This window comes from Shimia gijangensis (assembly GCF_900142085.1).
In the GTDB taxonomy this organism is placed as follows: Bacteria; Pseudomonadota; Alphaproteobacteria; order Rhodobacterales; family Rhodobacteraceae; genus Shimia; species Shimia gijangensis.
Genome location: NZ_FQZQ01000006.1, coordinates 138,458 through 150,767, shown reverse-complemented (window position 1 = coordinate 150,767; position 12,310 = coordinate 138,458). Strand labels below are relative to the sequence as shown.

Below are 12,310 nucleotides of genomic sequence, written 5' to 3'. Positions count from 1 at the left end.
TCTCAAGGGGCAGTTTCACGCCTCGTTAAGGCTGATCCGTCAGAATCGCCCTGAATGTGAGGGGATAGGGCATGTATTTAAAGAAAGTTGAGGGGCCAAGAACCGTGACCACAGCCAGTGGTCACGTGATGTCTTTGGCAGATTTACCACCGGTGAACACCAGGCGTTGGGTGGCCTCGCGCAAAGCGGCTGTCGTACGGGGGGTGTTATATGGCCTGATAACACAGGCAGAAGCGCTCGACAGATACGGTTTGAGCGATGATGAATTCCGCGAATGGCTGCAGGCCGTGTCGCAGCATGGTACGGATGCACTCAAAGCGACAAACGTTCAGAAATATAGACAACCATAAGTTGTGTGTGTAAAACTCGTTTCAACAGTAACCAGTGGTTAACCTTTTTTCGCCAAGGTTAACAGCAACCACGATACTTTAAACGAGGAACCTGTCATGCGTGTGCTGTTGGTAGAAGACGATCCGGCAACTTCAAAAAGCATTGAAATGATGCTGACCCATGCGAATTTGAACGTATATGCCACCGATCTTGGAGAAGAAGGCATCGATCTGGCTAAGCTTTATGACTATGATCTGATTCTTCTGGACCTTGGCCTTCCAGATATGAATGGCCACGAGGTATTGCGCCAGTTGCGGTTGGCACGCATTGAAACGCCGATTTTGATTCTTTCAGGTGCGGATGACACCGAAAGCAAAATCAAAGGGTTTGGGTTTGGGGCAGATGATTATCTTACCAAACCATTTCACCGTGAAGAACTGGTAGCGCGTATTCATGCTATTATTCGGCGTTCCAAAGGTCATTCTCAGTCGGTGATTCACACTGGCAAGATTGCGGTTAATCTGGATGCCAAAACCGTGGACGTGGATGGTAAACCTGTGCATCTGACTGGCAAAGAATATCAAATGCTTGAGTTGCTGTCCCTACGCAAAGGTACAACTCTGACTAAGGAAATGTTCCTGAAGCATCTTTACGGTGGCATGGACGAGCCTGAATTAAAGATTATTGACGTCTTTATCTGCAAACTTCGCAAGAAACTGAGCGAGGCCACGGGTGGCGATAACCATATTGAGACGGTCTGGGGGCGGGGCTATGTATTGCGTGATCCTCAACCGACCGAACGTCTTGATCAGGAACGGATGGCGTTGCAGGCCTAAGTAGTTCCTCTGGACCTCAAGCCTGCTGACCCCTATCACTTAAAAAAACGTGACAGGGAGCGCCGCGATGACGGTTGAGATCGACATTGCCACGATGACCAAGGAGCAGGCCGAAGCGGAACTCGCGCGGCTTGCGGCCGTCTTGGGTGAAGCGAATACTGCCTATCACGCCAAGGATGCACCGGATATTTCCGATGCAGACTATGACGCGATAAAGCGGCGCAATACAGCAATTGAGGCGGCCTTTCCCGATCTGAAACGACCTGACAGCCCAAGTGAACAGGTTGGGGCGGCTCCGGTGGATGGGTTCGGCAAAATCACCCACGCCGTTGCGATGCTGTCCTTGGGGAATGCCTTTGAGGACACAGATGTTGTCGATTTTGATGAACGAGTACGCAAATACCTTGGGCTTGAAACCCAAGATATTTTCTACACAGCCGAACCCAAAATTGACGGTCTTAGCCTGTCGTTGCGCTATGAGAGTGGCAAATTGATACAGGCTGCCACTCGGGGGGATGGTGCCACCGGTGAAAATGTCACCGAGAATGCCCGCATGATTACTGACATTCCACAAGAAATTCAGGGCGCGCCTGATATTCTTGAAGTGCGCGGTGAAGTCTATATGAGCCACGCAGATTTTGAGGCATTGAACGCGCGCATTGATCTGGACAATGAAAAACGGACGCTGGCAGGCAAAAAATCTTTGACGCGGTTCGCTAATCCCCGAAATGCCGCTGCAGGATCATTGCGGCAACTGGATGCGTCCGTCACGCGTTCACGGCCTTTGCGTTTCTTCGCCTACGCTTGGGGAGAGTTGAGTTCTCCCTTGGCAGAAACGCAAAATGGGGCGATTGAGCGGTTGGCCTCACTTGGCTTTGTCACCAATGCTCTTACGGCTTTGTGTGACGGACCTGATGAGATGATTTCCCATTATCGGCGTATTGAAGCGCAACGTGCTACTTTGGGCTATGACATCGACGGCGTTGTCTACAAAGTAGACCGCCTAGATTTACAATCCCGCTTGGGGTTTCGCGCGACCACACCACGTTGGGCCGTGGCGCATAAGTTTCCGGCAGAGCTGGCCTGGACCCGCCTTGAGGCCATCGACATTCAGGTTGGACGCACCGGAGCTTTGTCACCCGTTGCGCGCCTGACCCCAGTCACTGTCGGAGGCGTGGTGGTGTCCAATGCGACGCTGCACAACGAAGATTACATACAGGGCCGCGACAGCAAGGGCGAAGAAATCCGTGGCGGCAAAGACATTCGGATCGGCGATTGGATTCAAGTTTATCGTGCCGGGGATGTGATCCCCAAGGTGGCTGATGTCGATCTGTCCAAACGCCCTGATGACAGCTTACCTTTTGATTTTCCGACTGTGTGCCCTGAGTGCGGCTCTTCTGCGGTACGCGAAGAGGGCGATGCAGTGCGCCGCTGCACTGGTGGGCTGATCTGTCCGGCACAGGCAGTCGAAAAGCTGAAACATTTTGTCGGTCGCAAGACCTTTGACATCGAAGGTTTAGGCGTCAAACAAGTTGCCGGATTTTATTGGCTTGGTTGGATATCGGAACCAGCCGACCTGTTCAGTCTGCTGAAACGGGATACGGCAGGCGACAAGTTTCTGCCCAAGGCGTGCGAACGAATTCAAAGTGAGTTGTTAAAAGAACCGACCGAACAATCGCTCGAGTTTCGCAGTATTCTAAACCTATGGGGGGTGGACTTTTCTCACTTTGATCCGAACAAAGTGATTAACTCAATTCATGAAACGGGTAAAAAGCTTCTGGCGGACACCAAGGGCTGGGGCGAACAAAGTGCCGCCAACCTGTTTGCAGCCATTACAGAAAAACGTCAGGTTCCTTTCGCACGCTTGTTGTTTTCACTGGGAATTCGCCACGTAGGCGAGGTTGCCGCCAAGGATATCGCGCTGCATTATGCCGATTGGAACGCGCTGGTTGATGCATTGGATCTGGCCCGTCCCGCAGCACTGGCCAATCGTGCTGCGGACGAGGCCGAAGCGACCGAACGCATCGCTGCCAACACCGAATCCCGCCGTGCCCGCATCAAGGAAAGCCGCGATCGAGCCATTGCAGATTTGCACGTCGACGCAGACGCCAGCGATGCATGGCAGGATCTGATTGGCATCGACGGCATTGGCACAACAGTGGGCCAGTCGTTGTCCGACGCCATGGCCAACCCGGTGGAACGTGCGGCCATCGACAGGCTTGTGGCGCATCTGACCGTGATCCCGCCCGACGCGCCCGACAGCGAAAGCCCCGTCGCGGGTAAGACCGTGGTTTTTACCGGCACGCTGGAACAGATGACCCGCGCCGAGGCCAAGGCCCGAGCCGAAAGCCTGGGCGCTAAGGTGTCGGGATCTGTTTCGGGTAAGACCGACATCCTGGTGGCAGGTCTCGGCGCAGGATCCAAAGCAAAGAAAGCGGCTGATCTGGGTGTGGAAACCATCGATGAACAGGCCTGGCTGGAACTGATTGAGGGGCTATGAGCGGTCGTCCGGAATCCCTGTTTCCGCTATTTGCGGATTTGACCACGTTAGATGGAGTCGGGCCCAAAACTGCGCAGCACATGGGGCAAATCGGTATTGAAAAGCCGCGTGATATGTTGTTTTCGCTGCCGTATTCCGGTGTGGATCGCTGCCAGCGCGACTCAGTTCTGGATGTGGAACTGCCCGAAGTTGTGACTGTTGAAGTGCTGGTCGGAGCCCATCGGCCCGGGCGTAATCGTGGCGCGGCTTACCGCATAACCGTCGAAGACGCGCGCACCTCTTTTCAGCTGGTGTTCTTTCATGCGCGTGGAGATTACTTGCAAAAAATCCTGCCGACTGGCGAGCGACGTTTGGTTTCCGGGCGAGTTGAAATGTTCGACGGGGTGGCGCAAATGGTTCACCCAGACCATATTCTGCCTTTGGATCAGGCCGCGTCCATTCCTGCTTATGAACCGGTGTATGCGTTGACCTCGGGGGTGACGCTCAAAGTCATGTCAAAGGCTGCGCAATCGGCGGTGGCGCGGGCACCAGATCTTGTGGAATGGATAGATCCGACCCAGAAATCACAGTCAAAATGGCCTGATTGGACAGATGCCTTGCGTGACGCACATGCGCCCACAGGGCTAAAAGACTTAGCTGCAATGGCCCCGGCGCGCGAACGATTGGCCTATGACGAGTTTTTTGCCCATCAGTTGACGTTGGCTTTGGCACGCGAAAAACTGCAGCGCGCCAAAGGAATAATCAGCGAAGCTACGGGAAAATTGCAGAGCAAAGTGCGTTCTGCGTTGCCTTATCAACCCACCAAAGCCCAAGAGCGCGCGATCGAAGAAATCACGCGCGATATGGGCACACCTTTGCGGATGAACCGATTACTTCAGGGGGACGTCGGAGCTGGCAAAACCCTCGTGGCTTTTATGGCGCTTTTAGTAGCGGTCGAAGCACGCGGACAGGGTGTGATGATGGCACCGACGGAAATTCTAGCGCGGCAGCATTTGCAAGGTCTGCGTCCGCTGGCCGAAAGCGCAGGCGTGGTATTGGAAATCCTGACCGGGCGCGACAAAGGCAAAGAACGCAAAGCCAAACTAGATGCATTGGCGCGCGGTGACATTCACATATTGGTCGGCACCCATGCTGTGTTTCAGCAGGACGTGCAATTTGGCGACCTTCGGTTGGCCATTATTGATGAGCAACATCGCTTTGGTGTGCGCCAACGGCTTGAGTTGGGTAAAAAAGGTGAGGGTGCAGATGTTCTGGTCATGACGGCCACGCCGATCCCGCGATCCCTGTCACTGGCGCAATATGGCGATATGGATGTGTCTGTTCTGGATGAAAAGCCTCCCGGTCGTCAGCCGATCACGACGGCTTTGGTGTCGGCTGGACGTATAGACGAAGTGGTAGGGCATCTGCGCAAGGCTGTGAGTGAAGGCAAACAAGCCTATTGGGTGTGTCCCTTGGTGGATGAGAGCGAGAGCCTGGACCTGACGGCGGCTGAGGAAAGGTTCAAACACCTGCGTGCAGCAATGGGTGAAGGGGTTGTTGGGCTTGTGCACGGCCAAATGCCCCCTGCTGACAAAGACGCAGCGATGGCGGCGTTTGAAAGAGGCGACACCAGTGTTTTGGTGGCCACAACCGTGATCGAAGTTGGTGTTGACGTGCCTAATGCAACGATCATGGTGATTGAGCGGGCCGAGATCTTCGGGTTGGCCCAGTTGCATCAGCTTCGTGGACGGGTTGGTCGTGGTGCGCAGGCTTCAACCTGCCTGTTGATGTATCAATCCCCCATGACGGAAGGGGGCCAAAAGCGCCTGACGACCTTGCGTGAGACCGAAGATGGTTTTCGCATTGCCGAAACCGACCTGCAAATGCGGGGCGCTGGGGACTTGATAGGTACGGTGCAATCGGGTGTTCCGCAGTTCCACGTGGCGGACATGGAAACCCAATCTGCGTTGATGGCGGTGGCACAAAGTGACGCGCGAAAGCTTCTGGCGGACGATCCAACACTACAAAGCCCGCGCGGGCAGGCTGCGCGCGTTCTTTTATGGCTCATGAAACAAGATCAGGCGATCCGTTTGATTTCAGTGGGTTAGCCGTAAGGGTTCCGATTTGTTCGCAAATGTTCTCAGAAAGTTCTTTACACGCAGTTGAGGGTGTGAGAACAAAGAGGCAACAAAAGTAATGTTCGAGCAGGAGCCGCCGCCATGATGACCCAAATCAAAAACGTGATCCGTAATTCACGCAGCACGTTGATTCAGGATTCTTTTGGCGCTGTTGCCCTGATCGTGATGATGCTTGTTGCCCTGCATGTGCCCGGAATAGCCTAAGTTTCTGCCTGCGCACTCGTGCCGGTCAGTTCCACGCATCCTGTCCCCACTTTGATGCATCGTGACTGACACTGCCTGTCTTTCGTCCCGAATAGGGTTCTGCCTCGATCCCATCGGAATTGTCCCGGGTCCCCACGAGAACGCACCAAACCTCCGCCGCCTTCCTTTTGGAAGTGCGGCGGTTTTTTTGGCAATGTGGACGGTGTCAGGCGCAGTTCGCCTGCGCGGCCTGATCCATGGCTTCAAGCGTTGCTTCCAATGCAAGAAGAATGGATGCATGGCGGTTTTTGTATTCCCGCGCCGGTCTCAGAACCTCGAGTTCTTCAAAAGGGGATGGGGGTGTTGGGCCGTCGGATTTCAGCATATCTTTCAGCGCATCGCGGGCGGATTCAATTTCGCCTTGGGAGCGACCGATTACGTTTGCACCCACAACGGATGCCGAAGCCTGACCCAATGCACAGGCTCTAACGTCCTGAGCGAAATCTGCGATATGTCCGTTCTCTAGCATGATGTCCACGGTCACGGTCGAACCGCAAAGTGGTGCGCGTTTTTTTACCGTGGCTTGTGGGGTAGCCAACCTGTCGGTGTGTGGAATGGCAGCAGCAAGCGCCAGAATGCGCCCGGAATAGAGTTTGATCAGGTCGTTTTCGCCGGACATGGCTGTTCCCTTTGTTTCGTAATTCCTAGATAGAGGAGGCAAAGCAGGATGCAAAGGGTTTGGACATGACATTTGATCCCGAGACTTTGAAATACAACGATGCAGGTCTGGTGCCCGCAATTGCGCAGGACGCCGATACCAGCGAAATTCTGATGATGGCCTGGATGAACTCAGAAGCTGTTCGGCGCACATTGGATAGCGGACGCGTGACCTATTGGTCGCGGTCGCGCCAATCCTTTTGGGTGAAGGGCGAAAGTTCGGGGCATGTTCAGGAGCTGGTGGATTTTCGCCTGGATTGTGATCGAGATTGCCTGCTGGTGATTGTGCGCCAGACCGGTCCTGCTTGCCACACCAACCGGCGGAGTTGTTTTTATACCGCAGTGCGGGCGGGCGACGAGACGGAATTGATGTCGCCGACGGGGTGAATGGCCATCTGGTCATGTCTGCGGCACGAGTATTTCTGAAACAGTGGAGTTAGAGACCCACCATGGCGCGGATGTCCTGTGGTGTGGCTCCTTCCGCGCGGTATTTGGCGATGGCACGGGCGTCATCACGTTTGGCAAGGCGCTTGCCATCTTCGTCCCGGATTAACCTGTGGTGGTGATATTCGGGCGTGGAAAGTCCAAGCAGAGATTGCAGCAAGACGTGAATACGGGTGGCGTCGAACAGGTCATGACCGCGGATGACATGACTGACACCGCAGGCCGCATCGTCAATCACAACAGACAGATGATACGAAGCGGTCATTTCGCGGCGTGCCAGAACGACATCGCCTACAGTCGCAATCAAGTCATCAATGTTTACCTCTTGAGAACTTGTTTGATCCAGGCCGGTTTCGATAAATGAAGCGGGAAGACCGGTTGAGCAGGCAGCTTTCATGTTGAGGCGGGTGCAAGTGGTCTTGTTTGACGAGAGTGCAAGTGTGCGGCAGGTTCCGGGATATATTCGGCCGTCTGGTCCAAAGTCCGGTACGCCTTCTTGCGGGGCATTTGCAGCAGTTTCGATGTCACGTCGGGAGCATTGGCACTCAAATGTGAGGTTTTTTTCGCGCAACTGATTCAAGGCGGCTGCATAGTCTTCAAAGTGCTCAGATTGGCGTCGAACCGGGCTATCCCAGGAAATACCGAGCCATCTTAAGTCGTCATAGATTTGCTGCTCCCAATGCACACGCGCGCGGGACTGGTCGAGATCATCAATACGCAGAAGGAATTCGCCGTTTTTTTGACGGGCCGTATCATGCGCGAGAAGAGCAGAGTAAGCGTGGCCCAGATGCAGCGGTCCGGTTGGGGATGGGGCAAATCTTGTTCGAAACATTATGCTTTTTCAAAGACATAAACGTCAGAGTTCAACCCTTGCCCCGGCAGGTGTGGGCCAAATTCACGTAGGCGTTCAATAGCCAGTCCACTCTCCAGAACCGCGTCGCGAGCCTCGGCATATTCGCCGTCCTGCATGACATGGTCATTGTATGAGAACACCAGCAGTCCACCTTTGGGCAGTGCATCTAACAAATCCTGCACCAGTGACGCTGGGCCTGCGCCGACCCCGATCACTCCAATTGCGGCGATCAGATCATATTGTCCGGCGATGCCTGCCAGCCCACCGTCTGGCGCGACCTGTTTGAGGTTGCGGTAGATCCCTTTGGCACGGGCCTGATCCAGCATTTCGTCCGAGAGATCACGTCCGTCCAGCACCCTAAATCCAGCAAGCCGCAGCGCCATGCCCGATAATCCGGTGCCACAGCCAAAATCCAGCACCGGACGGTTGAGGTCCGTAGCCACGAGCGTCAGCGCTTCTGCGCAGCGTTTTGGCGTGGCATAGCCGTTTCCTGAAATCTCTTTTTCGTAAGTGGCGGCCCATTGATCATAAAGCTCGGTTACGTCGGGCACGTTGTTGCGATCATAGATGTTCTGAAGGAAGGTTTTGCTCATGATCGAACTAAACCGTGTTCTAGGCGCGCCGTCTAGTTAACTTTGTGCGACGAGCCACCCTTGCCAGTCGGATTTTGCGCGATCTGTGTAGGCTTTATAGCGATCCTTGCGACCCCGACGTCCACTTTTTAGCCCCTCGACGGGTTGAAACAGGCCAAAATTCACATTCATTGGTTGGAAAGTTTTGGCGTCTGCGCCACCGGTGATATGGTGTACCAGTGCACCCATCGCGGTATTGAGCGGTGCAGTTTCCAGCGATTGACCAAGGATTTCTGCGGCAGCCAAACGGCCAGCTAGCAGACCCATGGCGGCGCTTTCGACGTAACCTTCAACACCAGTGACCTGACCGGCAAAGCGAATGTTTGGCTTCGAATGCATGCGCATCTGATTGTCCAAAAGGGTCGGGGAATTGATAAACGTATTGCGATGAATGCCGCCGAGACGGGCAAAGGATGCACCCTCCAGGCCGGGGATCATTTTGAGCACCTCGGCTTGTGCACCGTATTTCATTTTTGTCTGAAATCCCACAATGTTAAGGAGGGTTCCTAATGCATTGTCCCGGCGCAACTGAACCACTGCGTAGGGTTTGTTTTCCGGATCGTGCGAGTTGGTCAGGCCGACCGGCTTCATAGGGCCAAAGCGCAGGGTTTCACGGCCCCGTTCGGCCATGACTTCAATCGGCAGGCAGCCATCAAAGTAGCCGGCAGTTTCGCCTTCGTGAAATTCGGTCTTGTCAGCTGCTAAAAGCGCGTCGATGAAGGCCTCGTACTGATCTTTGGTCATCGGGCAATTGAGATAGGCTTTTTGTTCGGCTTCGGTGTCGCCCTTGTCATAGCGCGACTGCATCCAGGCCACGTCCATATTGATGCTTTCAGCATAGACGATGGGGGCAATGGCATCGAAAAATGCCAGACGTTCGGCGCCGGTTTCGGCCTGAATGGCCGCCCCTAGCCCGGCAGAAGTCAAAGGACCAGTGGCGAAAATCCAATGCCCGTCTGATGGCAGTTCGGTTATCTCGCCGTACTTAACCCGTACATTGGGCAGGGCCGTGAGGGCTTCTGTGACACTTTCAGCAAAGGGGTCACGGTCCACAGCCAAAGCACCACCCGCGGGCAGTCGGTGTTTGTCGGCCGTCGCCATGATAAGCCCGTTTGCAGCCCGCATTTCCCAATGTAACAGGCCAACCGCGTTTTGTTCGTCATCATCTGAACGGAACGAGTTGGAACACACCATTTCGGCCAGATGGCCCGTGCGGTGTGCAAAGGTTTTCACGTTCGGGCGCATTTCGTGGATCACCACGTTTACGCCCATGTGTGCGGCCTGCCATGCGGCCTCGGATCCGGCCATTCCGCCGCCAACGATATGCAATTCTTGTGTCATAGGCGCGACATAGGGCAGAGCAGAGGTATTTAAAAGGGGGATTGGGCGCGGTTTGGGTTTTGAACAGAGGTAAGTGTGTCGCCCAATTCCAAACCGCGCCATCCAACACCCCCTGGACAAAGGGGTGCGTTGCGTTCGAAGGGTGGCTAAGGTTTACAATGGGCAGCCACCCCAAGTGCGTCCGGTTGATGCAGGCGTTCAAGAAAAGAACAAACCACCGGCCGCGTGACGGGCAAACCCGCCGTTGTGGGCTTAGTTTGCCTCAAATCGGATACTTAAATAACCGGATCAATTGGAAAAACACCGTTTAGGGGTTGGAAACCATTATTGCTCCCAGGTGGGGGGACGTTTTTCCAGAAAGGCGCTGATGCCTTCTTCGGTGTCGCGGTTAAGCATGTTCTCAACCATCACGTCGCCTGTATAGGCATAGGCCTCGGGGGTGGTCATTGTGACCTGGCGGTAGAAAGCTTCTTTGCCGATCTTTACTGCCGCGCCAAGTTTGGCCGCGACAGTTTCGGCCAGTGACACAGCCGTTTCTTCAAGGTCGCCCAAGGGCGCGACGCGGTTGATAAGACCCAGAGCTTCGGCCGCATCGGCTTCGATGAATTGCCCGGTGGTCAGCATTTCAAAGGCCTTTTTGCGGTGGATATTGCGAGACAGAGCGACCATCGGAGTGGAGCAGAACAGGCCAATGTTCACGCCGTTTACGCCAAATCGAGTGCCCTCAGCGGCCACAGCCATATCACAGGTGGCGACCAGCTGGCAGCCGGCGGCTGTGGCGATGCCATGCACTTGAGCAATGACAGGTTGGGGCAGGGATTGCACGGACATCATCATCTGGGCGCAGCGATCGAAAAGGTCTTTGAAATAGGCCTTGCCACCATCTTCGGATTGGCGCCCTGCGGTCATTTGCTTCAGGTCGTGGCCTGCACAAAACGCTTTGCCCGTCCCAGAAAGGACAACCGCCCGAATTGAACTATCTTCTCGCAGCGCGTCCAGCTCGGATTGCAAAGCTGCCAGCATTTCGTCCGATAAGGCATTCAACCGCTCAGGCGCGTTCATGGTCAGGCGGGCGACTGAATTAACGTCGCGGCGTTCCAGAATTGTCATCTTGCTCTCCTGTGACTTTGCGGCAACCCTAGCCGGATAGGAACAGGGAGAAAAGCATGACGGTCAAAATCTCGGCCACTGAGATGAACGCATTTCTGGATGTGGTTTTTCCGCAGATCAAAGGGGCATTCTTTGTTGAACGGCTGGATGAAACCGGTTGTGTAATGCGCATGCCTATGGATGAAAGCCATCTGCGTCCTGGGGGCACTATTTCGGGGCCAACAATGTTCACGCTGGCCGATGTAGCTGCGTATGTCACGACGATGGGCCAGATTGGCAAACAGGCACTCGCTGTGACCACAGGCTGCTCACTTGATTTCATGCGCAAACCAGAGGCTGGACGTGATCTGATTGCGCATGCCACCTTGTTGAAAATAGGCAAGAGCCTATCTGTGACGGATATCTTATTGTATTCCGATGGAAAACAAGAGCCAGTGGCTAGGGCCACGATGACATACTCGATCCCTCCCACACGCTCCTAGTTGAGACAAAAGGCTAGTTCTGTGGCCAGACGGGAATCCAGACCACCTGTTCTGTATCGCCATACGTCCACTCGTCCCGTGAGATTGCCACGCCGGACGCAACGGCAGTTGTCACCAAAGCAACCGGACCGATTGCGGTTCCCATACCTGCGCCATCGAGTGATGGGACAATTTGGAATTCTGAACCGACCCCACGGCCGCTACAGGAAACATGGATTGCCGGCGGCTCGCCTTTCAGTTTTGGCACCACGAGCATGGCGGGTGAGGTGAACTCAACATGCAGGTCGCGCGAGTCGGCGACGCAATGCACGCCTTTAACCTCGGTCTTTTCCGCCAATGCGGCAAAAGTATCAGAGATTAAACCTTCCTCGGGGGGGGCGTCGGTGCGATACGTGCGCACTACGGGCATGCTATAGCCTGTGACAGTCACTTTTGCTGCCGCAGAAGGTTTTACTTTCACCATAACCGGAGAGCCGGTCGGGGGTGCTAGCTGCGCGCAGGCCGCCATAGACACAGCGGCAAGGGATGCAAGGATGGGTTTCACTGGACTCTCCGGGTTCATGGACGTCTTGAGTTATGCAAGGTATGTACTCTTGGTAGGCTTGAACGCAGCACCACTGGAATTCCGTCTGTAAATAATCAAAAATACGCATCAAGACGCCTCAAGTAATGGGGTAATATAATACCTAATTGGTAATACATTGAAAACAAATAGAAAATCCTGACAAGCTACACTTGACTGCATGGTTGAGGTATATATAACCC

At 54.5% G+C, this 12,310-nt stretch carries 12 protein-coding genes and 1 pseudogene; 7 read left to right on the top strand and 6 right to left on the bottom strand.

Features of this window, described 5'->3' with window-relative positions:
- Positions 1-71 precede the first annotated feature (71 nt).
- The 5 genes from sciP (at position 72) to BUC32_RS21120 (ending at position 5,987) form a co-directional block, all read left to right on the top strand.
- Positions 72-350, top strand: a complete 279-nt coding sequence (gene sciP, locus BUC32_RS07405) for a CtrA inhibitor SciP (RefSeq protein ID WP_073251176.1) — start codon at positions 72-74, stop codon at positions 348-350.
- A gap of 96 nt (positions 351-446) precedes the next feature.
- Positions 447-1,166: a response regulator transcription factor CtrA gene (ctrA, locus tag BUC32_RS07400; protein WP_073251175.1), complete on the top strand. Its 720-nt coding sequence runs from the start codon at positions 447-449 to the stop codon at positions 1,164-1,166.
- Positions 1,167-1,233: 67 nt separating this feature from the next.
- Positions 1,234-3,666 (top strand): NAD-dependent DNA ligase LigA, encoded by a 2,433-nt coding sequence (ligA, locus tag BUC32_RS07395; protein ID WP_073251173.1) that lies wholly within the window; start codon positions 1,234-1,236, stop codon positions 3,664-3,666.
- On the top strand, positions 3,663-5,753 hold the full coding sequence (gene recG, locus BUC32_RS07390; RefSeq protein WP_073251172.1) for an ATP-dependent DNA helicase RecG: 2,091 nt from the start codon (positions 3,663-3,665) through the stop codon (positions 5,751-5,753). The genes ligA and recG overlap by 4 nt, the downstream gene beginning before the upstream one ends.
- A 111-nt stretch (positions 5,754-5,864) precedes the next feature.
- Positions 5,865-5,987: a hypothetical protein gene (locus BUC32_RS21120; protein ID WP_281248967.1), complete on the top strand. Its 123-nt coding sequence runs from the start codon at positions 5,865-5,867 to the stop codon at positions 5,985-5,987.
- A gap of 205 nt (positions 5,988-6,192) precedes the next feature.
- On the opposite strand, the gene BUC32_RS07385 is transcribed toward BUC32_RS21120, so the two are convergent.
- Positions 6,193-6,645 (bottom strand): iron-sulfur cluster assembly scaffold protein, encoded by a 453-nt coding sequence (locus BUC32_RS07385; protein ID WP_073251170.1) that lies wholly within the window; start codon positions 6,643-6,645, stop codon positions 6,193-6,195.
- A 65-nt stretch (positions 6,646-6,710) separates the two neighbouring features.
- Here BUC32_RS07385 and hisI point away from each other — a divergent pair, with 65 nt between their 5' ends.
- On the top strand, positions 6,711-7,070 hold the full coding sequence (gene hisI / locus BUC32_RS07380) for a phosphoribosyl-AMP cyclohydrolase (protein ID WP_073251168.1): 360 nt from the start codon (positions 6,711-6,713) through the stop codon (positions 7,068-7,070).
- 49 nt (positions 7,071-7,119) lie between these two features.
- On the opposite strand, the gene gluQRS is transcribed toward hisI, so the two are convergent.
- From gluQRS to BUC32_RS07360, 4 genes and pseudogenes are all read right to left on the bottom strand, one after another.
- Positions 7,120-7,962, bottom strand: coding sequence for a tRNA glutamyl-Q(34) synthetase GluQRS (gene gluQRS, locus BUC32_RS07375; RefSeq protein WP_073251167.1), 843 nt, complete (start codon positions 7,960-7,962; stop codon positions 7,120-7,122).
- Positions 7,959-8,573, bottom strand: a complete 615-nt coding sequence (locus tag BUC32_RS07370; protein WP_073251165.1) for a class I SAM-dependent DNA methyltransferase — start codon at positions 8,571-8,573, stop codon at positions 7,959-7,961. Before BUC32_RS07370 ends, gluQRS begins: the two co-directional genes overlap by 4 nt.
- A gap of 36 nt (positions 8,574-8,609) precedes the next feature.
- A complete protein-coding gene (gene trmFO / locus BUC32_RS07365) occupies positions 8,610-9,953 on the bottom strand; it encodes a methylenetetrahydrofolate--tRNA-(uracil(54)-C(5))-methyltransferase (FADH(2)-oxidizing) TrmFO (protein ID WP_073251163.1) in 1,344 nt (447 codons plus the stop codon).
- 324 nt (positions 9,954-10,277) lie between these two features.
- Positions 10,278-11,072, bottom strand: a pseudogene (locus BUC32_RS07360) (enoyl-CoA hydratase); the annotation flags it as partial.
- A 47-nt stretch (positions 11,073-11,119) separates the two neighbouring features.
- Between BUC32_RS07360 and BUC32_RS07355 the strand changes: the two are divergent.
- Complete coding sequence (locus tag BUC32_RS07355; protein WP_073251160.1) at positions 11,120-11,545, top strand: PaaI family thioesterase; 426 nt, start codon at positions 11,120-11,122, stop codon at positions 11,543-11,545.
- A 13-nt stretch (positions 11,546-11,558) separates the two neighbouring features.
- Here BUC32_RS07355 and BUC32_RS07350 read toward each other — a convergent pair whose 3' ends face one another.
- Positions 11,559-12,089, bottom strand: coding sequence for a hypothetical protein (locus BUC32_RS07350; protein WP_139280673.1), 531 nt, complete (start codon positions 12,087-12,089; stop codon positions 11,559-11,561).
- Positions 12,090-12,310: the final 221 nt, after the last annotated feature.

Excerpts from the sequence above, each read along its gene's own strand:
- sciP (WP_073251176.1), top strand. The coding sequence starts at position 72 with ATGTATTTAAAGAAAGTTGAGGGGCCAAGAACCGTGACCACAGCCAGT.
- ctrA (WP_073251175.1), top strand. The coding sequence starts at position 447 with ATGCGTGTGCTGTTGGTAGAAGACGATCCGGCAACTTCAAAAAGCATT.
- ligA (WP_073251173.1), top strand. The coding sequence starts at position 1,234 with ATGACGGTTGAGATCGACATTGCCACGATGACCAAGGAGCAGGCCGAA.
- recG (WP_073251172.1), top strand. The coding sequence starts at position 3,663 with ATGAGCGGTCGTCCGGAATCCCTGTTTCCGCTATTTGCGGATTTGACC.
- BUC32_RS21120 (WP_281248967.1), top strand. The coding sequence starts at position 5,865 with ATGATGACCCAAATCAAAAACGTGATCCGTAATTCACGCAGCACGTTG.
- BUC32_RS07385 (WP_073251170.1), bottom strand. The coding sequence starts at position 6,645 with ATGTCCGGCGAAAACGACCTGATCAAACTCTATTCCGGGCGCATTCTG.
- hisI (WP_073251168.1), top strand. The coding sequence starts at position 6,711 with ATGACATTTGATCCCGAGACTTTGAAATACAACGATGCAGGTCTGGTG.
- BUC32_RS07370 (WP_073251165.1), bottom strand. The coding sequence starts at position 8,573 with ATGAGCAAAACCTTCCTTCAGAACATCTATGATCGCAACAACGTGCCC.
- trmFO (WP_073251163.1), bottom strand. The coding sequence starts at position 9,953 with ATGACACAAGAATTGCATATCGTTGGCGGCGGAATGGCCGGATCCGAG.
- BUC32_RS07355 (WP_073251160.1), top strand. The coding sequence starts at position 11,120 with ATGACGGTCAAAATCTCGGCCACTGAGATGAACGCATTTCTGGATGTG.